This is a genomic window from Candidatus Photodesmus katoptron Akat1 (genome assembly GCF_000478685.1).
GTDB classification, from domain to species: domain Bacteria; phylum Pseudomonadota; class Gammaproteobacteria; order Enterobacterales; family Vibrionaceae; genus Vibrio; species Vibrio anomalopis.
The window spans coordinates 192,686-214,701 of sequence record NZ_AMSD01000002.1 but is presented as its reverse complement, the minus strand read 5'-3'; the positions used below and the strand labels follow the sequence as shown (position 1 = coordinate 214,701).

15 protein-coding genes and 2 pseudogenes are annotated in these 22,016 nt (G+C 30.6%); 14 read left to right on the top strand and 3 right to left on the bottom strand.

Going from position 1 to position 22,016, the window contains the following annotated elements:
- Positions 1-18 precede the first annotated feature (18 nt).
- Entirely contained in the window at positions 19-1,170 is a 1,152-nt protein-coding gene (locus O1U_RS03495; protein ID WP_016504020.1) for an FAD-dependent monooxygenase, read from the bottom strand.
- A gap of 174 nt (positions 1,171-1,344) precedes the next feature.
- On the opposite strand from O1U_RS03495, the pseudogene miaB reads away from it, so the two are divergent.
- The 14 genes and pseudogenes from miaB to lipA form a co-directional block, all read left to right on the top strand.
- Positions 1,345-2,664, top strand: a pseudogene (miaB, locus tag O1U_RS03490) (tRNA (N6-isopentenyl adenosine(37)-C2)-methylthiotransferase MiaB); the annotation flags it as partial.
- 116 nt (positions 2,665-2,780) lie between these two features.
- Positions 2,781-3,227, top strand: a complete 447-nt coding sequence (gene ybeY, locus O1U_RS03485; RefSeq protein WP_016504018.1) for an rRNA maturation RNase YbeY — start codon at positions 2,781-2,783, stop codon at positions 3,225-3,227.
- Positions 3,228-3,302: 75 nt separating this feature from the next.
- Positions 3,303-4,205, top strand: a complete 903-nt coding sequence (gene corC / locus O1U_RS03480) for a CNNM family magnesium/cobalt transport protein CorC (protein ID WP_016504017.1) — start codon at positions 3,303-3,305, stop codon at positions 4,203-4,205.
- Positions 4,206-4,220: 15 nt separating this feature from the next.
- Positions 4,221-5,765 (top strand): apolipoprotein N-acyltransferase, encoded by a 1,545-nt coding sequence (gene lnt, locus O1U_RS03475; RefSeq protein WP_016504016.1) that lies wholly within the window; start codon positions 4,221-4,223, stop codon positions 5,763-5,765.
- A 135-nt stretch (positions 5,766-5,900) separates the two neighbouring features.
- Entirely contained in the window at positions 5,901-8,483 is a 2,583-nt protein-coding gene (gene leuS, locus O1U_RS03470) for a leucine--tRNA ligase (protein WP_016504015.1), read from the top strand.
- A 103-nt stretch (positions 8,484-8,586) separates the two neighbouring features.
- Complete coding sequence (locus tag O1U_RS03465; protein ID WP_016504014.1) at positions 8,587-9,126, top strand: LPS-assembly lipoprotein LptE; 540 nt, start codon at positions 8,587-8,589, stop codon at positions 9,124-9,126.
- The gene (gene holA / locus O1U_RS03460) at positions 9,083-10,120 is read left to right on the top strand and encodes a DNA polymerase III subunit delta (RefSeq protein WP_241761347.1); all 1,038 of its coding nucleotides are present in this window, start codon (positions 9,083-9,085) and stop codon (positions 10,118-10,120) included. The genes O1U_RS03465 and holA overlap by 44 nt, the downstream gene beginning before the upstream one ends.
- 128 nt (positions 10,121-10,248) lie before the next feature.
- Positions 10,249-12,144 carry a penicillin-binding protein 2 gene (gene mrdA, locus O1U_RS03455; RefSeq protein WP_016504012.1) on the top strand — a complete coding sequence of 632 codons (1,896 nt, stop codon included), beginning with the start codon at positions 10,249-10,251 and terminating at the stop codon, positions 12,142-12,144.
- Positions 12,145-12,149: 5 nt separating this feature from the next.
- The gene (gene rodA / locus O1U_RS03450; protein ID WP_016504011.1) at positions 12,150-13,271 is read left to right on the top strand and encodes a rod shape-determining protein RodA; all 1,122 of its coding nucleotides are present in this window, start codon (positions 12,150-12,152) and stop codon (positions 13,269-13,271) included.
- Between the two features lie 9 nt (positions 13,272-13,280).
- On the top strand, positions 13,281-14,069 hold the full coding sequence (locus tag O1U_RS03445) for a septal ring lytic transglycosylase RlpA family protein (protein ID WP_016504010.1): 789 nt from the start codon (positions 13,281-13,283) through the stop codon (positions 14,067-14,069).
- A 96-nt stretch (positions 14,070-14,165) separates the two neighbouring features.
- A pseudogene (locus O1U_RS03440) lies at positions 14,166-15,329 on the top strand (serine hydrolase); the annotation flags it as partial.
- A gap of 67 nt (positions 15,330-15,396) precedes the next feature.
- Positions 15,397-15,678: a DUF493 family protein YbeD gene (gene ybeD, locus O1U_RS03435; protein ID WP_016504008.1), complete on the top strand. Its 282-nt coding sequence runs from the start codon at positions 15,397-15,399 to the stop codon at positions 15,676-15,678.
- Between the two features lie 91 nt (positions 15,679-15,769).
- The gene (gene lipB / locus O1U_RS03430) at positions 15,770-16,447 is read left to right on the top strand and encodes a lipoyl(octanoyl) transferase LipB (protein WP_016504007.1); all 678 of its coding nucleotides are present in this window, start codon (positions 15,770-15,772) and stop codon (positions 16,445-16,447) included.
- A 3-nt stretch (positions 16,448-16,450) separates the two neighbouring features.
- Positions 16,451-17,416 (top strand): lipoyl synthase, encoded by a 966-nt coding sequence (gene lipA, locus O1U_RS03425; protein ID WP_016504006.1) that lies wholly within the window; start codon positions 16,451-16,453, stop codon positions 17,414-17,416.
- 29 nt (positions 17,417-17,445) lie between these two features.
- Here the strand turns inward: lipA and glyA are convergent, their stop codons facing one another.
- Complete coding sequence (gene glyA, locus O1U_RS03420; protein WP_016504005.1) at positions 17,446-18,696, bottom strand: serine hydroxymethyltransferase; 1,251 nt, start codon at positions 18,694-18,696, stop codon at positions 17,446-17,448.
- Positions 18,697-18,906: 210 nt separating this feature from the next.
- Positions 18,907-22,005 (bottom strand): efflux RND transporter permease subunit, encoded by a 3,099-nt coding sequence (locus O1U_RS03415; protein WP_016504004.1) that lies wholly within the window; start codon positions 22,003-22,005, stop codon positions 18,907-18,909.
- Positions 22,006-22,016: the final 11 nt, after the last annotated feature.

Below are 22,016 nucleotides of genomic sequence, written 5' to 3'. Positions count from 1 at the left end.
ACTATGAATTCATATCGTTTATAGACCTAAAGCATACCTTAGTGCCCGTTTCTTAATAATTTTTGAACTATCAATAAACTTAATCATAGCATTTCTCGCAATTTTTAATGGTAAAATATCATTGCCAAACCCTTGATAAAGTAATTCTAAACCATTTTGCATTAGTAAATTATCAAATCGTCGTTGCTCCTCATATTGTGAAAACAAAACTTCATCTATTTTAACTTTATCACTTATTTTTAATAAAGAAGAAACATCTTTGAAACCCATATTAACTCCTTGACCAGCTAAAGGATGAATTGTATGAGCTGCATCACCAACCAATACACACCTTTTATTTAAGTATTTCCGAGCATGGGACCTTAATAAAGAGAAAAACCCTTTTTCCAATACTTGGATCTTTCCAAGATTTTTAGGGAAATGTTCCATAATTTCAAGACATAATTGCTTTGAATTCATAGAAAACAGTTCTTTAATACGATTTGGTGAATCATACCAAACCAATGAGGCATGGTTCCCACATAGTGGCAAAAATGAGCGAGGACCGCTAGAAGTAAAATACTGCCAAGTAATATCTTGCTGAGATAATTCAGTCTTTACATTAATACAAAGACAATATTGTCGATAATCCCAAGCAATAATTCTAATATTAGCTAATTTTCTAACTAAAGAATGGCTACCATCAGCACCAATAACCCATTTAGCTATAAGTTTTTTTCCGGATTCTAAAAATACTCTATTATTAGAGCTATTGAATTCTATGTGTTTAAGCTTGTCAGGGCAAGAAATCACTAAATTTTCATATTTAGAAAATTGTTCTAACAAACCTAATTGAATTATTCGATTCTCTATAATATAACCGAGCTGGGATAAACCCATAATTTGACTATCAAAGCAAAGTCGATTCTCTGAAAACTCCCAGGTTTCTAATCGACGATAAGGACATACTCTCATATCCATAATTGTATCCCAAGCACCAATTTGCTTTAATAATTGTACTGATGCCTGAGAAATAGCAGAAACTCGAAGGTCCATCGGTTGATTAGCTATAAATTTATCTAATTGATAATGTTCAACTATCATAACCTGGCGACCTTGCTTGGCAAAACCTAATGCAACAGCAGTACCAATCATACCACTGCCAATTACAATTATATCATAATGAGTCATTTTCAATTCAGAACTTTTGCTATAATAAGTTTTAATTTTAATTATACCACTTAATTATTTAGAACATAACAATCAACATATCACACGAAACAATTTAGAGTTATCAAAAAATTTATTTTTTATAACTTTATACATATTATGCTTATAATAAATTGAAATTAAAATGGGAATAAAATGAACAAAAAACTTCTAGTTAAAACCTGGGGCTGTCAAATGAATGAATACGATTCATCAAAAATTATTGATCTACTTAATGTCAGCAACAATTATGAATTAACTGAAAGACCAGATGAAGCAGATGTATTACTACTAAACACTTGTTCTATCAGAGAAAAAGCACAGGAAAAGCTTTTTCACCAACTTGGACGTTGGAAAAAGCTAAAAAACAATAAACAAGGTCTAATTATAGGTGTTGGTGGATGTGTTGCCACGCAGGAAGGAGAGAATATTCGAAAACGTTCACCATTCGTTGATATCATTTTCGGTCCACAAACATTACATCGGCTTCCTAAAATGATTGAAGAATCTATGAATAATAAAATACCTATCATAGATATTTCATTTCCCAAGATTGAGAAATTTGATAGTTTACCTGCTCCTCGTACAAAAAATGCCACAGCCTTCGTATCTATTATTGAAGGATGTTCAAAATATTGCAGTTATTGCATAGTGCCATATACTCGTGGTGAAGAAGTGAGTCGTCCAATAGATAATATAATCTTTGAAATTAATCAATTATCAGAACAAGGGGTACGTGAAATAAATTTATTGGGACAAAATGTTAATGCCTATAGAGGATTAACTCATAGCGGTAAGATTTGTTCATTTGCAGAACTTTTACGTTTAGTAGCTTCAATTCGAGGAATAGAACGTATTCGTTTTACTACAAGCCATCCAATAGAATTCACTGATGATATTATTGCTGTTTATGAAGACACACCTAAAATTGCCAGTTTTTTACACTTACCAGTACAAAGTGGTAGTGATAAAATATTAACTATGATGAAACGCTCACACACTGTTATTGAATATAAATCTATTATTAGAAAACTGCGTGAAGTTCGCCCAAATATACAGATCAGCTCTGATTTTATTGTTGGATTTCCTGGCGAATCAGATAAAGATTTCGAAGATACGATGAAACTTATAAAAGATATCAATTTTGATATGAGTTTCAGTTTTATTTTCTCACCTCGTCCTGGAACACCTGCGTCGACTTATCCGTGTGATATCCCTGAACAAGTTAAAAAAAATCGATTATATAAACTACAAAAAACAATTAATAATCAAGCAATTAACTACTCTAATCGTATGCTTAATACTAAACAACGAGTACTAGTGGAAGGTTTATCTAAAAAATCTTCTGACTATTTATGTGCTCGAACAGAAAATAATCGCGTTGTGACCTTTAAAGGTTCTTTAGATTTGATTGGTCAATTTATTGATGTGAAAATTACAGATATATTATCACATTCTCTTCAGGGTAAACTCATTAACCAATGATGTTTTGGTTAATGAGTGGTTGTAATCAATAAATTATTTATTGATAAATAATTTAAAACAATTAGAACACCAGCATAAATTTCTTGAAATGAAAGTGAAAACAAGCAATGACAATCAAACTCGATCTACAATTAGCTGTTAAAAACAATAATGGACTTCCTTCTAAACGCACTATTTATCTATGGTTAACAGCTTTGATAATAGAACCTTATAGCGAAATCACCATTCGCATTGTAGACTCAAAAGAAATCCAAAATTTAAATTATCAATATAGAGGGAAAAAAACATTAACTAATGTACTCTCGTTTCCTTTTGTAGCTCCTCTCAATATAAAATCAAACCTATTAGGTGATGTAGTAATTTGTAGACAAGTAGTCGAACAAGAAGCCATTCAACAAAATAAACCTTTAATGGCTCACTGGGCTCATATGATTATACATGGAAGCCTGCATTTATTAGGTTATAATCACATCAAGGATAATGAAGCTAAAAAAATGGAATTTCTAGAAACAACTATTATAAAAAAAATAGGCTTTGCAGACCCGTACCTCTAATAATACAAAGTAAGGGAATAAATTTATATTAAACATAATGCTTTAAATAAGAGTATTTAAACTTTAGAGAGAATAATGAACGAAGATAACTCATCCTTTTCCACTGAAAAAAAGAAATTAAAATTTACTAATTGGAATAGGGAATCTTTCTTTAAAATCCTAAGTATTTTTCAAGGTAAATCTGAAGATCTTTCAAAGTTAGTAGATACAATTCGTGATTCAGAAAAAAATAATATAATTGATCATGACACGCGTGATATGTTAGAAGGTGTTATTCAAATTTCAGAAATGCGAGTACGGGATATTATGATCCCGAGATCACAAATGGTTACTATAGATAAAAACAATGATTTAGATACACTAATAGCATTAATTACTAATGCGCAACATTCTAGATATCCAATAATTAGTGAAGATAAAGATCATGTTGAGGGTATACTATTAGCTAAAGACTTACTTAAATATTTAGGTTCAAATAGTCCTAATTTTAATATAGAGCAAGTCATACGTCTTGCTGTGGTAGTTCCAGAAAGCAAACGTGTTGATCGCTTACTTAAAGAATTTCGTAAAGAACGATATCATATGGCTATTGTTGTAGATGAATTTGGTGGAGTTTCAGGTTTAGTTACAATTGAAGACATCCTTGAAGAAATTGTTGGTGAAATTGAAGATGAATTTGACAATGAAGAAGGAGTAAAAATCAAAAAATTAAGCAAGCGAACATTTTCTGTAAAAGCATTAACTACTATTGATGAATTTAATAATATGTTCAGCACCCATTTCAGTGATGATGAAGTCGATACAATAGGTGGTATAGTAATGACAGCATTAGGGCATTTACCATCCCGTGGAGAAGTGATAATAATTGATAATTATAGCTTTAAAATTACATCAGCCAATAACAGACGTGTGATACAACTACAAGTTACTATTCCTGAAAAAGAACCATCAATAAAATTATCTAAAACAACTCCTTAAATTATAAAATAAAACATGACCTCAAACCTAACTACTTTGCTAGTGAAAACTATTTCAGCTGCTTTTGTTGGAATGGTAGTAACTTTATCTTTTTCTCCATACAAAAATTGGCCTCTTGCTATTATTAGCCCTTTATTTCTATTTTTACTTCTAAATAAATGTTCTGAAAAATTAGCACTATTAATTGGTTATGCATGGGGTATAGGAGAATTTTCAACAAGCATAAGCTGGATACATTCTAGCATTTACAATTTTAGTGACATGAATAAATTTACTAGTCTTTTTTTAGTAATATTACTAATTGCTTATCTCTCTACTTATTCTGCTTTCTTTTCTTGGACATTAAATAAGTTTTTTTCAAAAAATAATAAGATACGTTTTTTTTTAGCGATACCTTCACTTTGGTTAATTTTTGATTGGTTACAGGGTTGGATAATGACTGGTTTTCCTTGGCTGTGGCTAGGATATAGTCAAATTGAATCTCCACTAGCTAACTTTGCTCCTTTAGGAGGAGTAGAATTTATAACATTTATAGTTATTCTTTGCTCTTCATCCATAGCATTTTCTATTATACAAAAAGTTTGGATAACCTTACTAATCCCAATTGTAGCTATGATGACTGGATGTATTCTAAATAACATAGATTGGGTAACAGTAAATCCTAATAACGTAACTAAAATTGCTCTCATTCAAGGCAATATAGATCAAACTACTAAATGGTTGCCCAATCAACGATGGCCAACAATTATTCAATACACTGATTTAACTCAAAAAAATTGGGATTCAGATATAATTATTTGGCCAGAAGCTGCAATTCCAGCTTTTGAAGATGAAATTCCTTTATTCCTTCAATACCTAGATCTATCTGCAAAAACTCATAATAGTTCAATTATCACTGGTATACTAAGTCGAAGTGAAGATAAGATTAAGCATTATAATAGCATATTGGTAATTGGAAATGAAAAACCAGAAAAATATGATCGTAATTCAAATCAACGTTATAATAAATATCACTTACTTCCTTTCGGTGAATTTATTCCATTTAGAAATATTTTAAAACCATTTGGAGCAATTTTAAATTTACCTATGTCCTCTTTTAGCCAAGGTAATTTTATTCAAAAGAACATAAATATTAATGGCACATATATGGCTCCAGCACTTTGCTATGAAATTATTTTTAATGAAAGACTAAGAAAAAATATCACAAATGATACAGACTTTATTCTTACCCTTTCAAATGATACTTGGTTTGGAGACTCAATAGGGCCATTTCAACATATGAATATTGCTCGAATGCGAGCTAAAGAACTAGGAAAACCCTTAATTCGCGCCACCAATAACGGAATCACAGCAATAACTGATCATAATGGTAATATTATAAAAAAAATTGCTCAATTTAAAACAGCAGTGCTTAAAACAGAATTAACTTCAACGTACGGAAAAACACCTTATACGTTTATAGGTTCTTGGCCTTTATATATATTAGTATTTCTAAGTTTATTTGTTAGTTTCTTTAAACAATATGCTCCTAATCTAAAGCAAATAGCTCATTTCAAGTAATATTCAGATCTAATAGACTTGTTTCTTTTGAAAGTAAAATATAGTATTACTATATTACCTAACTTTAGATGTTCTGAGTAAAAAACTCTATCCTATTCCATACTAATAAATTCCAAACAGATCGGATTCTACTAAATGCAAGAGCAATATAATCCACATCATATTGAAGAAAAAGTTCAAAAACACTGGGAAAATAATAAAACCTTTGTAGCTAAAGAAGATTTAAATAAAGAAAAATTTTACTGTCTATCAATGTTTCCTTACCCAAGCGGTAAACTTCATATGGGACATGTACGCAACTATACTATTGGTGATGTAATATCTCGTTTCCAACGATTGCAAGGAAAAAATGTAATGCAGCCAATTGGTTGGGATGCTTTTGGTTTACCAGCAGAAAATTCGGCAATTAAAAATAATATAGCACCTTCTAAATGGACTTATAAAAATATTCAATACATGAGAAAACAACTTAAACGTTTAGGATTTAGTTACGATTGGAATCGAGAATTTTCAACATGTACACCTGAGTATTATCAATGGGAACAAAAATTTTTTGTTATGCTGTATAAACAAAATTTAGTCTATAAAAAAACTGCATTAGTAAACTGGTGTCCAAATGATCAGACTGTTCTAGCAAATGAACAAGCAGAACAAGGACTATGTTGGCGTTGTGATACTCCTATTAAACAAAAAAAAATCCCTCAATGGTTTATCAAAATTAGCACATATGCAGAAGAAATCCTCAATAGTTTAGAATATCTTGACGGTTGGCCTGAAATGGTAAGATCTATGCAACGTAACTGGATTGGTCGTTCTGAAGGAACCGAACTTTTTTTTCCAATAAAAAACAAAAAAACGATACTAAAAATATTTACCAAACGCCTTGACACTATCATGGGGGTAACCTATATCGCTATCTCTACGGAACATCCATTAGCTGAAAAAATATCAAAAACTGACTGTAATTTATCTACATTTATTAAAAAACTGTTTAATACTAGTACATTAGCTGAAGCTAAATTAGCAAAAATGGAAAAAAAAGGAATGTTCACTAACTTAAAAGCTATTCATCCATTAAATGGTCGTGAAATACCTATTTATGTAACTAATTTTGTTTTCATGAACTATGGAACAGGTGCAATAATGGCAGTACCAGCTCATAATCAATGTGATTATGAATTCGCGATTAAATATGGATTAGCGATCACTCCAGTAATTAGACCAGAAAATGGAAAAAAAACATATACTCGTAAGAGACCGTACACAAAAAAAGGCATCTTATTTAATTCAGGCGAATTCAATGGCCTTACTTCCTTCGAAGCATCTAATGCAATTTTAGAAAAACTTAAACTAGAAGGTAAAGGAAAACAAACTGTATACTTCCGATTGCGTGACTGGAATGTTTCTCGTCAACGTTACTGGGGAGCTCCTATTCCGATGTTAACTACAGAAGATGGTAAAATTCATTCAGTATCTACTGAAGATCTACCAGTGATTCTTCCTGAAGAAGTAATAATGAAAAATATAAACACTTCATATAATAAAGATTCTAACTGGGCTAAAACAACTTTAAAAGGTCAATCTGCAATACGTGAAACTGACACTTTTGATACTTTTATGGAATCATCTTGGTACTATGCCCGTCATTGTTCTCCAAAAGCCAATGATATTATTGAATCAGATAAAGCAAACTATTGGTTACCAGTAGACCAATATATTGGTGGGATAGAGCATTCCTGTATGCATTTACTGTATGCTCGTTTCTTTCATAAATTGCTACGTGATAATGGCTACGTAACATCTGATGAGCCATTTAAACGACTGTTATGTCAAGGCATGGTTTTATCTGATGCATTTTTTTACAAAAATGATAAAGGTAATAAGGAATGGGTTAAACCTTCTGAACTTACAATAAAACGTGATAACAAAGGAGTTATTAGACAAATTATTGATAAAAAAGGCAGAAAAATTGAACATTCAGGCATGATTAAAATGTCAAAATCTAAAAAAAATGGTGTAGATCCAAAACAAATGGTAGATAAATACGGTGCTGATACTGTTCGTTTATTTATAATGTTTGCTTCTCCAGCTGAAATGACACTCGAGTGGCGCGAATCTGGTGTTGAAGGAGCTAATCGCTTCCTTAATCGCATGTGGAAATTAGTACGAGAACATATAAAAAGAGGCCCTATTGAAATAGGAAAAGTTGCTAAACTCTCTAGTAATCAAAAAAAAACACGCCGCGCTATACATAGGACTATTATTAAAGTTAATGATGATATTGAACGAAGACAGACATTTAATACTGCTATTGCAGCAATTATGAAGCTAGCGAACCAACTAAGTAGATCTCCTAAAGATAATATGCAAGATCGTATTATTCTTGATGAAGGTCTAAAAGCAATTGTGCTTATGCTATATCCAATCACTCCACATATTTCTTATGAATTATGGAATAAACTAGATAACTCTGATATAGATTTAGCCAAATGGCCAAAAGTTGATGAAAAAGCATTAATAGAAGATGATACGATCACTATCGTAGCTCAAGTAAATGGGAAATTACGTGCAAATCTAATCGTCTCCGCTAATTCGAGTAAAGAACAAGTAGAGCAGTTAATTTTAAATCATAAAAACATTGTTAAGTTTATTAATACTAAGAGTATCAATAAACTAATTTATATTCCAAATAAACTTATAAATATCGTAACAGACTAACATACTTATCTATATGATCTTTATCAGCATATACAATTACAATGTAAAAAATCACTATCAAAACAGAGCATAATTAAATTCTAATAAAAGAAGTTAGCATACGATGTATTCCGTTGTATTAAAAATAATTTGTATTGTTTTAACTACAAATATAATTTCTGCTTGTGGTTTCCATTTCCGTAATAATGAACTATCTTCAGAAACATTCAATAAAATATCTTTAATAAGTTATAATCAAGACAGTACATTTACTCGTGCACTAAAAGAACAATTACGTATAAACAAAATTCTTATTGTTCCAGAAGAAACTAATATACCTAGTTTACATATACTTAGTGGAACAATAAATAATCAAAACTTATCTCTATATCAAAATATGCATATTGCAGAGATGGAACTAACTTTTTTAACCAAGTACAATATTACAATTCCTGGATTAACATCTAAAACTTTGTCTACAAGAGTAACTCGTAGCTATCTAGATAATTCTTTTACACCATTAGCTAACTTAGTAAAAAAAAACATGATTAAAAACGAAATATATCAATTAACTGCAATTCAAATTATACGTCAAATAGCTAGTTTAAAAGCTAATATTAATGCAAATAAAAAAAAGGGATTACCAACCTATAATGAGAGTTGAAGCAAATAAATTACAACAATGCTTAAATAAACAACTTTACTCTATCTATTTATTACTTGGTAATGAACCATTATTGATTGAAGAATCTCGAAAAGCAATTCATCAAAAAGCAAAAAAAGTTGGTTTTAATGAATTTCAATATTTTAAGATCGAACGTCAACTAGATTGGAATCAAGTGTTTAATTATTGTCAATCATTTAGTCTTTTATCAAATAAACGTATTATTGAACTAGAAATTTGCGAAAAAAAAGAAGAAATTAATAGAGAAGTAAATACCTTAATTAAAATGATGAATAATGATATTCTATTAATTATACACAGAAAAATACTGTCTAAACTGAAAGAAAACCAGCAATGCTTGAATCCACTTACATCTAAATGTTGTTTTATACATTGCTTTACGCCTGATATTCATCAATTCCCTCAATTTATTCAAGCTAGATGCAAAGTACTCGGTTTAAAAGTAGATAACCAAACTATAAAAATGCTAGCTCAATGGTATGAAGGTAATCTATTTGCGCTTTCTCAAAGCTTAGAAAAGCTTATGTTAATTTACCCAGACTGTAAAATCAACGAAACTCGATTAAAAGAATCGCTTAGTCATTGCAACCATTTTTCTTCTTTTCATTGGATTGATGCCTTACTTTTAGCAAAACCGAATCGAGCTCAACGCATTCTTCGACAATTAAAAAATGAAGGTATAGAAGCAATCGTTCTTATTAGAATTATTCAAAAAGAGCTATTAAAATTATTACAAATGAAATATGAGCTTAACAACTCAACTTTAATGCAAGTTTTTGATAAACATAAAATATGGCGTTCTAAACACCATGTTTATATTTCTGCACTGTCAAGACTTTCCTTTAGTATTCTCAAAATGCAGATAAAATTGCTTATACAATGTGAAATGGCAACTAAAACTACAGTTCAACACTATGTATCTCCTTGGTCTATATTACAGGAACTTAGTGTAAAACTGTCCATATATAAGTGAATATACATATAAAAAATAATTGGAATTAGACTACATCTACTATATCTTGATTATTGTTCAAGTAATAAAAAAATCTGCTGAAAGCAGATTGTAAACCACTGATATCTGTTATTTTCATCGAGATTCATATGTTACGTAAACGCACGACAATTCGTGACTATCAAATAGAACTACAATATTTTAAAAAATCTTCCATAGTATCTTTTATTGTTATTCTACTATTAACATGTTTATTATTATTGAACCTATATGATATTCAGATCAATCAATATCAAGATTATCAAACCCGATCTAATGATAATAGAATTAAAATTGTACCTATTTCACCTAATAGGGGGTTAATTTTTGATAGAAATGGTAATTTACTTGCAGAAAATCGTCCTGTGTTTCAACTAGAAATTGTACCAGGAAAAGTTAAAGATATAGATTATACGATTGCAAAACAACAACAAATTTTCCCTCAAATCACTTCTGAACATATTAAAGCATTTAAAAAAGAACAGCGACAAAATCAAAATCTAAGATTCAAATCAATACCATTATTAACTCAATTAACACCAGAACAAGTTGCTAAATTTTCTGTTAATCAACATAAATACCCTGGAGTTTCAGTAAATGCTAGTCTTAAACGTTACTACCCATACGGAGAAGGAGTAACCCATATAATAGGTTATATATCAAGAATTAATGAAGAAGATATGAAAAAACTTATTCGTGAAGGGAAAAATACCAATTATCAAGCAACAAGAAATATTGGTAAAGTTGGAATTGAACGGTATTATGAAGAAATTCTTCATGGAACTTCAGGTTACCAAAAAGTAGAAGTTAATAGTCAAGGAAATGTTATTCGAATTTTAAAACATGTCCCAGCAATCCCAGGTAAAAATATTATTCTAAACCTAGATATTGAACTTCAGCTATACATATATAGATTATTTAATGGAAGGAAAGGTGCTGCTATTGTACTAAATCCTAGTGATAATAGTATACTTGCCATGGTTTCAAGTCCAAGTTATAATCCAAACTTATTCGTACATGGTATATCCAATAAAATATACAGTTCTCTTATTGATAATAAAAATAGGCCATTGGTAAATCGTGCAACTCTTAGCATATATCCACCAGCTTCTACAATAAAACCATTCATATCAATTGCAGCACTAGAGGAAGGGATTATTACGCCAACTACAACTAGAAATGATCCAGGGTACTGGAACATTCCAAATTCTAATGCTAAACCATTTAGAGATTGGTTACGTTTTGGACATGGTGAAGTAAATATTTCTAAGGCAATTGAAGAATCAGTAGATACTTTCTTTTATCAAATTGCTTATACTATGGGTATTGATAAAATTTCAAAATGGATGATGATGTTTGGTTTTGGAAAATATACTGGCATCGATATTTATGAAGAAAGTAAAGCGAACATGCCAACTCGAGCATGGAAAATGGATCGCTACAACGCCCCATGGTATCAAGGTGATACTATTCCAGTTGGAATTGGACAAGGCTACTGGACTGCTACTCCAATACAAATTTCTAAGGCTACTTCAATATTAGTTAATCATGGCAAAGTAATGGCTCCGCATTTACTACGGACAATAATTGATAGTGACCATAATTCTAATTTAACCAAAATTTCTAAAATCAAAACCTATCCATCAATCAAAGGTATACCTAAACAATATTGGAATATTGCAGCTGATGGGATGAAACTTGTAAACCACGGAAAAAAAGGAACAGCTAGAAAGGCATTCAAAAATACAAAATATTTAAGTGCTGGAAAATCTGGTACTGCACAAGTATTTACTCTTTCTGAAAATGAAGAATATAAAGCTGAAGATTTAGAAGAACATTTACGTGATCATGCTTTATTTACTGGTTTTGCACCTTTTAAAAAACCTAAATTTATTGTTACTGTAGTCTTAGAAAATGCTGGAGGTGGTTCTAGTCATGCCGGCCCATTTGTTAGAAAAATATTTGATCGTGCTATTTTAGGAAAAGAAAAAGATCTTAAAGACTAATAATAATGCAACTAAATACACTACATGGTCCAAAAAGGACTGTTTTTCAAAAATTACATATTGATCTTCTACTATTTCTTGGGATTCTATTACTTATAAGTTTTGGTCTTATTGTTATGTATAGTGCTAGTGGACAAAACTTAGCTATAATGGTTCGTCAATTGATAAGAATTCTATTATCACTAGGAATTATGCTGTTTTTAGCACAGATATCACCAAAAACTTATGAATCTATTGCTCCATTAATGTTTGTTGTTGGTATTGTTTTATTATTTGGAGTACTTCTTTTAGGTGAAGCAACTAAAGGAGCACAGCGTTGGCTTAATCTTGGATTTGTTCGTTTTCAACCTTCAGAACTTTTAAAATTAGCTGTACCACTTATGATTGCTCGATTTATAGGAAATAAAACCTTTCCTCCAACATTTTATACTTTATTAATTTCATTAATAATAGTTTTTGTTCCTACAATGCTAATTGCTAAACAACCAGACTTGGGTACTTCTATGCTAATTGCTGCATCGGGAATGTTTGTTATTTTTCTCTCAGGTATAAGTTGGAAAATTATTGCAGCTACATTATTGAGCATAGCTGCATTTTTACCAATACTTTGGTTTTTCTTAATGCTAGAATATCAAAAAACGAGAGTAAGAACTTTATTTAATCCAGAGTATGATCCTCTTGGTGCTGGTTATCATATTATTCAAAGCAAAATTGCAATTGGTTCTGGTGGTATTTTAGGTAAAGGTTGGTTACAAGGAACACAATCACAACTAGATTTTCTTCCAGAGCGCCACACAGATTTTATTTTTGCCGTAATTGCTGAAGAATGGGGGTTAGTTGGTATTTTAGGTCTTTTTTTTATCTATCTATTTATTATTGGTCGAGGACTTTATCTAGCAAGCAATATACAAACTGCATTTGGTCGTATGATTACCGGCAGTATTATACTAAGTTTTTTCTTTTATGTGTTTGTTAATATTGGTATGGTAAGTGGAATTCTACCTGTAGTGGGTGTTCCTTTACCACTAGTTAGTTATGGTGGTACATCAATGGTCACGTTAATGTCTGGTTTTGGCATTTTAATGTCAATTTCTACACATAAAAACGCTTTTTCAAAAATTATATAATAGATTAATATGAAACAAAAATATTTTTTTTTACTTATTACTATAATAGAAATATTACTTTTATCTGGCTGTTTACACTCTAGATCCCGATATAGTATTGATAATGATCTGGCTCCTAAAAAACCTATATCACTCCACCATATTGAAGACGTAGTCCCAAGATATGAATTATATAGTATAGCTGGAAATAAAAATTATACCTTAAATGGCAATAGTTATTTAATTATAAAAAATACTAAAGATTTTTCTGAACGAGGAATAGCTTCTTGGTATGGGGAAAAATTCCATGGTCACTTAACTGCAAATGGTGAAGTATACGATATGTACTCTATGTCAGCAGCGCATAAAACATTGCCAATTCCAAGTTATGTTAAAGTTATCAATTTAGATAATGGTAAATCAACTATCGTACGAATTAATGATCGGGGACCATTTCTGAAAAATCGCATTATTGATTTAAGTTATGCATCTGCATCTAAATTAGATATGATAAAATCTGGTGTTGCTAATGTAGTTATTGAAGCAATAACTATAGATGCACCTCCTAAAGATATGCAACAAAAAACAAAATGCTCTTATGTAATCCAACTGGCTGCATCACAAGATAAACAATATTTAAAAAATTTATCTGAAAAATTGAAAAATAGATTATTAATAGACAATTTTATCACACACAATAAAAGAACATTTCGATTTTTTTTAGGACCGTTTAACAATTATATATTAACTCAAAAAACTTTAGAGCAAGTAAAAGTACTTGGTTATCACTCAGCATTCATAAAAAAATATAATTGTTAATCTAAGTAAAAACCAATACTAGTTTCAAATATTATTTCTGTTAGAATACAATGCAAACTTAATAATTACTAGCTAACCAATATACTCATGTTAATTATGAAAAAAATCACTTTAATAAAATCTGTTTATAGCATTTCTACTTTTCTTTTTTCAGCATTAGTTACTGCCCATATTATAGTACCTGATGCTCCAACAATTGCAGCTAAAGGCTATATATTAGTTGATCATCATTCAGGGAAAGTAATTACAGAAAAACAAATGCACACTAAATTACCTCCAGCAAGTTTAACTAAAATAATGACTAGTTATATTATAGGACGTGAACTTGAACAGGGTAACATTTCTAAAGAAGATGATGTTATTATCAGCAAAAATGCCTGGTCTAAAAATTTTCCTAATTCATCAAAAATGTTTATAGAAGTAGGGAATATAGTTAAAGTTAGAGATCTTAATCGTGGTATTATCATACAATCTGGTAATGATGCATGTGTTGCCATTGCTGAGTACATCTCAGGATCTGAAGATTCTTTTGTAGATTTAATGAACGCTTGGGCAGATTCCCTTGGTATGCTTAATACCCATTTTTCTAACTCTCATGGACTGGATAATTCTGACCTTTATTCAACACCTTATGATATAGCATTACTCTCTTCAGCTTTGATTCAAGATTTTCCTGAAGTATATAAAATTTATTCAGAAAAAAAATTCACTTATAACGAAATTACTCAATATAATCGAAATAGTCTGCTTTGGGATAAAAGTCTTAATATAGATGGCATCAAAACTGCTCATACAAATAATTCAGGTTATAGCTTAGTTACATCAGCTACTCAAGATAAAATGCGTTTAATTGCTGTTGTGATGGGAACTGAAAGCAATGAAATTCGAAAATCTGAAAGTAAAAAGTTACTCAACTATGGATTTCGATTTTTTGAAACAATTTCACCACATCAAGCAGGAAAAGTTTTTGTTGAAGAAAGAATCTGGATGGGTAAAGATAACACTGTTTCTTTAGGTGTTGATAAAAATACTTACGTAACTTTACCTAAAGGAGAAGCTAAAAATTTGAAAGCAAGTTTTGTACTTGAAAAAGATCTTGAAGCACCAATAATGAAAGGAGAACAAGTAGGTATACTTTACTACGAATTGAATGGTAATAAGATTGCTGAATATCCACTACTTACTTTAAACGAAGTTCAACAAGCAGGACTATTAAGTCGTCTCTGGGATTATGTGGTTTTGTTATTCAAAGACTTGTTTTCTCTCTTAGAAAATGCGAAAGCAACTGCAAGTGAGAATACTGAGAAGACTGGGTGTTGTGCTTCTCATGGTTAATAGTAATTTTTTAGATACAAAATTAAAAGATCTACTCAAGTTCCCGTGTTTATTTACATATAAAGTGATAGGTGATGCAAAACCTGAATTAATAAATCTCATTTCAAACGTGATCAAGTGTTATGTATCCGGTAATTATACTACAACTATCAAACCAAGTACTAAAGGTAATTACTATGCAGTTTCTATCAGAATCGTAGCAGCTTCTATTGAACAAATAGAAAATCTTTATAAAGATTTCTCTGAAATAAGTATTGTTCGTATAGTGTTATGAAAACTGTAAAACTTTAAAATATACTCTATGATAGTTCTAATATTTTTGTATCTACATAATATAAAATAAATTAAAAACAAAAAGGTCATTATTGGAAAATCAAGTTATTATCAAAAAGTTTGGACTGTGTGAGTATAAAAAAATCTGGGGTGCTATGAGAGAATTTACTGATAAACGCACAAATAAAGATCTAGATGAGCTTTGGCTCTTAGAACATTATCCGGTTTTCACTCAAGGTCAATCAGATACAACAAAGCAAGTATTTAATAATATTAACATTCCTTTAATTAAAAGTGATCGAGGTGGTAAAATTACTTATCACGGTCCTGGACAGTTGATTGTATACTTCTTAATTGACCTACATAGAAAAAAAATAAGTGTTCGAGATTTTGTGACTTGTATCGAAAAACTCGTGATTAATACATTAAAAAAATATAATATTGATTCAATATCTCAACCTAATGCACCAGGTGTATATGTTAATAACAAAAAAATTTGCTCTATAGGACTGCGTATTCGTAAAGGATGTTCTTTCCATGGGTTAGCTCTGAATGTCAATATGGATCTTTCTCCTTTCCTGTATATTGATCCATGTGGTTATCACGATATGGAAATGGTGCAAATTAGTCAATTGGGAGGTCCTAAACAATTGAACCATATAGAACAAGAAATCATAAAAGAATTTATTATATTATTTAATTACAAAGATATAATCTATATAAAAGATATAAATCTAAGTACATATACAAACAGATATTTTAGTTTATAAAGTATGAAGAAACGAATTCAAATCAACAAAAACATTAATAGAGCTGATAAAATTGCTTCGATTTCATTCAGAAAGCCTATAAAGATCAAAGAAACAAAAGAAAAGCTTAAAAAACCAAAATGGATGAAAATAAAGTTACCATTAGATAATAGGCGCATTCAACAAATTAAGTTAACAATGCGAAAAAATGGACTCCACTCAGTATGTGAAGAAGCTTCATGCCCAAATTTATCAGAATGTTTTAATCGTGGCACGGCTACTTTTATGATACTGGGTATAGTTTGTACTCGTCGTTGTCCTTTTTGTGATATTACTCATGGTCGTCCTTTCCCTCCAGATCCTGATGAACCTAAAAGACTTGCAGAAACAATTAAAAATATGAAACTAAACTATGTTGTAATTACATCTGTTGATCGAGATGATTTACGCGATGGTGGTGCACAGCATTTTTCAGATTGTACTCGTGAAATTCGTTTATTAAATCCAGGAATCAAAATCGAAATACTAGTTCCAGATTTTCGGGGACGCATGGAAGTTGCATTGAATTTAATGAAAATCAACTTACCAGATATTTTTAATCATAATTTAGAAACAATTCCTCGTCTTTATAGCCAAGTCCGACCAAGTGCAAACTATGAATGGTCACTGAAACTATTAAAAAAATTCAATGAACAAAATCCAAATATTCCAACAAAATCAGGTTTAATGATGGGATTGGGTGAAACTAAAAAAGAAATCATAGAAGTTCTCAAACACCTTCGTAATCATGAAGTAAGCATGCTTACTATAGGTCAATACTTAGCACCTAGCCAACATCACCTTTCTGTTAAACGTTATATTACACCAGAAGAATTTAAAGAGATAAAAGAAATTGCTATTAAATTAGGTTTTACTCATGCTGCATGTGGACCTTTCATACGTTCATCATATCATGCTGATCTTCAGGCAAAGGGAAAAGAAATTACATAAATATAAGTATATGCTATTTATAAAATAATCTAGATGTAAACTGGTAAACGTTTACAAATTTTTAACACTTGTATTTTAGTGGCTTTAATAATAGTTCGATCTCCTATATTATCTAGGATATTACAAATCCAAGTAGCTACTATTTTCATGTCTGATTGTGTAAAACCTCGACGTGTTGCAGAGGCAGAACCAATTCGAATTCCAGAGGTAACAAATGGACTGTTAGGATCATTTGGCACCGTATTTTTATTTACTGTAATATTTGCAGCACCTAACGCCTCATCAGCTTCTTTTCCTGTAATTCCTTTATTTGTTAAATCAATAAGAAATAAATGATTTTCACTAGAACCAGAAACCACTTTATATCCACGAGATAAAAATATATTAACCATTGCTTTAGAATTTAAAATAACACGAGATTGATATTCTTTAAACTCAGGTTCTAGTGCTTCTTTAAAAGCAACAGCCTTAGCTGCAATAACATGCATCAAAGGACCTCCTTGGCTACCAGGAAACAATGAAGCATTTAGCTTTTTATATAACTCGTTACCCCCATTAGATAAAATAAGACCCCCACGAGGACCTGCTAATGTTTTATGGGTTGTTGTCGTTACTACATCTGCATATTTTACAGGACTTGGATAAACACCTGCTGCAACAAGACCTGCAACATGTGCCATATCTACAAAAAAATAAGCACCAACTTTATTAGCTATTTCACGCATACGTAACCAATTACAAATTTGTGAGTAAGCAGAAAAACCACCGATAATCATTTTTGGCTTATGCCGTATTGCTAGAAGTTCCATTTCTTTGTAATTAATTTTCCCTTTTTTATCAATACCATAATGGATAACATTATAAAGCTTGCCAGAAAAATTTACAGAAGAACCATGAGTAAGATGACCACCATATTCCAATCCCATACTTAAAATAGTATCTCCTACATTTAATAAAGCCATATAAACTGCATTATTTGCTTGAGAACCTGAATGTGGTTGCACATTCGCATATTCTGTACCAAATAAAGAACATGCTCGTTTAATTGCCAATCTCTCAACTTGATCTACGTACTTACAACCTCCATAATAACGTTTACCTGGATAACCTTCAGCATATTTATTCGTTAACTGAGACCCTTGAGCTTCCATAACCCTTTGACTTGTATAATTTTCTGAAGCAATTAGTTCAATATGTTCCTCCTGTCTACGTTCTTCGCCTTTCATTGCTAAAAATAGCTCTGTATCATAATCAGAGATACTTACCTCAGGATTAAACATTTTTAAAATTCCTCCAATAACAACTTTCTTGATTTGTAATGACATATAACTAAAAATTCTTAAACTAATCATTGATTTATTATATCACTCATATATTCAGGAAAAAATCTAAGTATATCCAAATTAATGATGAATAAACACGAAGTAAACTAACTTAATAAGTTGCATAAAAACCTAAAAATTTTACCTACTTAATACCTTTAAATTAAATTAATTGTCATTTTTTAATTCTTCATTTAATTGCATTGCAATATATCCTGGTGATTTTGTAGATGCTGAAATCAAATTATACATAGCAGGGATAATAAACAAGGTTATTATAGTTGAAACCCCCATTCCAAAAAAAATAACCGTCCCTACTGAAATGCGACTTTCATGACCAGGTCCTGTTGATAAAATTAATGGCATTGAAGCAATGATGGTTGTAAATGAAGTCATTAAAATTGGGCGTAATCTTCTTTCAGAGGCATTAAGAATAGCTTTTTCAAAGGATAAACCAGAATCACGAAGTTGATTAGCAAACTCAACAATTAAAATCCCATTTTTAGTTACCATACCAATGAGCATAATCATACCAATCTGGCTATAAATATTTAGACCTTGATTTGTTAAAAACAAACCTAATAGACCACCAAATCCTCCTATAGGAACAGTAAAAATTATAACTAGGGGATTAATGAAACTTTCAAATTGAGCTGCGAGAACTAAGTAAGCAACAAATAAAGATAAAATAAATATGATTAAGATATTTGATCTATTCTCTTTATATTCTTTAGATTCACCAGAATAATTTATTGAAATATCACTCGGTATTATCTGAATAGCTTTTTTTTCTAAAAAATTTAGAGCTTGTCCAAGAGTATGACCATTCGAAATATTAGCTGTTAAAGTAATTGATTTTTTCCTATTATAGTGAGATAAGCGATTAGAAGAAGTCATTTCTTCAATATTAGCTATAGTATTTAAAACTACCAATTTACCTGAAGCAGTAGGAATATATATTTTGCTTAGATCCATAACGTTATTAAAACTACTGTCATCTCCACGAAGATATACATCATACTCTTCACCTCGTTCTATGAAAGTTGTCTCGCTGATACCATTAAGCATAACTTCTAATACATGAAAAATATCAGAAACATTAATCCCAAGTGCCGATACACTTTTCTTATCAACAGTGATAACTAATTCTGGTGTTTTCTCTGAATAATCAATGTCTACCCCTTCCATAAATGGAGAAATTTCAGCCTGATATTTTAAAATATTTGCTAATTCTTGTAACTCTACATAGTCAGAACCTGATAGAATAAACTGAATAGGCTTAGTTAAACCACTTGAAAAACTTGGTATAAAAGAGGAAATTTTTACATCAGGAATATCTATAAATGCCTGACGAACTTTATCTAATGCTTGATGAACAGTGAGAATCCTTTTATCCCAATCTTTCAGGATCATAATTATAAAACCAGTCTGATCACCATGAAGCCCTGAAAATGCCGGAGATTGAATACTAAACGACTTCAAAAAATCTTGATCAAGCATAGGCATTAGACGATCTTCAATAAGATTCATACTTGAAGATATCCGATGATAACTACTAGAATCACTCCCCCTAACAAAAGCTAAAATTACACCACGATCCTCTACTGGCAATAATTCTGATGGCAATTTAATACTCAATAAAAAGCTAGCACATATACATGATATAATTGAAAACGGTCCTATCCATTTCCGCTTTAAAATGTATTTTAAAAGATTACGATAATAGAATTCTAACTTGGAAAATTTGTGCATTATAAAGCTAGTCAATGTATTAATTTCGCTGTATACACCTGGTTTTAAAAGTTTACTGCTTAATACTGGTGTTAGAGTCAGTGCAACAAAAGAAGAAAATATTACTGACATGGCTAAAAAAACAGAAAATTCTTTAAAAAATAATCCTACTATCCCATCCATAAAAGAGATTGGTAAAAATACCATAACTAATATTAATGTCGTTGCAATAACTGCGAAACTAACTTCTTTTACGCCTCTATATGCAGCAACTAAAGCTGATTTACCCTGCTCAAGATGGTGAAAAATATTTTCTAGCACTACAATAGCGTCATCTACAACAAGACCAATGGATAAAATAAGTGCCATTAATGTGAAAAGATTAATAGAAAACCCAAAATAATTAGCAACTATAAACGAAGATATTAGAGATATAGGCACTGTCAATGCTGGAATAAAAGTTACACCTAACTGACCTATAAAAATATATAAAACAAAGATAACTAAAGCGATAGTAATAAATAATGTAGTATATACTTCATCAATAGAACGTTTAATAAACAGTGTTGCATCATAATCAATATCTAAACGAGTTCCATCCGGTAAAAATTTCTGAATTTTTTTTAGTTCGTCCTTTATTAAATAAGACACTTCAAGTGGATTAGCATCAGATTGTGTTATAATGGCCATGCTAACGTTAACAGCACCATCACTTTTAAAGCTTGAATTTTCATTTTTATTACCAATGTATACATCAGCTACATCTTTCAAATAAATAGGAATATTATTATGAGCATATTTCACAATTAAATAATTAAAATCTTTAACATGATTATATGATCGCGCAACACGCACTGACATCGTAATAGCATCATTGCTAATTTGACCTGCCGAATGTTCAATATTCTCATTTTTTAATGAATTTATAACATCAACTGTTCTAACTCCTCGAGCAGCCATTAGATCTGGTATGAGTTTTACATACATTACTTTTTGAAGGCCACCAAAAACATGAACAGAACTTACCCCAGAGATTAAATTAAACCGATCTATTAAGACCCTATTTACATAATCAGTCAATAAAAACCTGTCCATTATAGATGAACTTAAATTAATGTATAAAGAAGCTTCAGCTAATCCTTCATCTTTAATAAGAATTGGATCATTAGCTTTATCAGGCAATAAAGGTCGAACACTAGCTAGACGATCACGAATATCATTTATAATAATATTCGTATTAGAGTCGGAGCGAAACTTAATTAAAATACGAGAAAAACCTCTTCTAGTTGAAGAAGTGATTTCATCAATACCGCTAATATTTGATAAATGCTTTTCTATTATAGAGGTAATTTGATTCTCAATAATGCTTGCTGACGCCCCTTTATAATGAGTATTAATAGTTACTGATAAAGTATTAATATCAGGCATCTCACGCACAGGAAGTTTTAAGAAAGAAACGATTCCAAATAAAACAAGCAATAAGCTAAGTACAATGGCTATCACAGGTCGTTTAATCGATACATCGGATAACCACATTAATTAACTTC

Excerpts from the sequence above, each read along its gene's own strand:
- lipA (WP_016504006.1), top strand. The coding sequence starts at position 16,451 with ATGAAGAAACGAATTCAAATCAACAAAAACATTAATAGAGCTGATAAA.
- O1U_RS03465 (WP_016504014.1), top strand. The coding sequence starts at position 8,587 with ATGTATTCCGTTGTATTAAAAATAATTTGTATTGTTTTAACTACAAAT.
- rodA (WP_016504011.1), top strand. The coding sequence starts at position 12,150 with ATGCAACTAAATACACTACATGGTCCAAAAAGGACTGTTTTTCAAAAA.
- ybeY (WP_016504018.1), top strand. The coding sequence starts at position 2,781 with ATGACAATCAAACTCGATCTACAATTAGCTGTTAAAAACAATAATGGA.
- mrdA (WP_016504012.1), top strand. The coding sequence starts at position 10,249 with ATGTTACGTAAACGCACGACAATTCGTGACTATCAAATAGAACTACAA.
- lnt (WP_016504016.1), top strand. The coding sequence starts at position 4,221 with ATGACCTCAAACCTAACTACTTTGCTAGTGAAAACTATTTCAGCTGCT.
- O1U_RS03445 (WP_016504010.1), top strand. The coding sequence starts at position 13,281 with ATGAAACAAAAATATTTTTTTTTACTTATTACTATAATAGAAATATTA.
- O1U_RS03495 (WP_016504020.1), bottom strand. The coding sequence starts at position 1,170 with ATGACTCATTATGATATAATTGTAATTGGCAGTGGTATGATTGGTACT.
- corC (WP_016504017.1), top strand. The coding sequence starts at position 3,303 with ATGAACGAAGATAACTCATCCTTTTCCACTGAAAAAAAGAAATTAAAA.
- ybeD (WP_016504008.1), top strand. The coding sequence starts at position 15,397 with ATGGTTAATAGTAATTTTTTAGATACAAAATTAAAAGATCTACTCAAG.
- glyA (WP_016504005.1), bottom strand. The coding sequence starts at position 18,696 with ATGTTTAATCCTGAGGTAAGTATCTCTGATTATGATACAGAGCTATTT.
- O1U_RS03415 (WP_016504004.1), bottom strand. The coding sequence starts at position 22,005 with ATGTGGTTATCCGATGTATCGATTAAACGACCTGTGATAGCCATTGTA.
- holA (WP_241761347.1), top strand. The coding sequence starts at position 9,083 with ATGCAAATAAAAAAAAGGGATTACCAACCTATAATGAGAGTTGAAGCA.
- leuS (WP_016504015.1), top strand. The coding sequence starts at position 5,901 with ATGCAAGAGCAATATAATCCACATCATATTGAAGAAAAAGTTCAAAAA.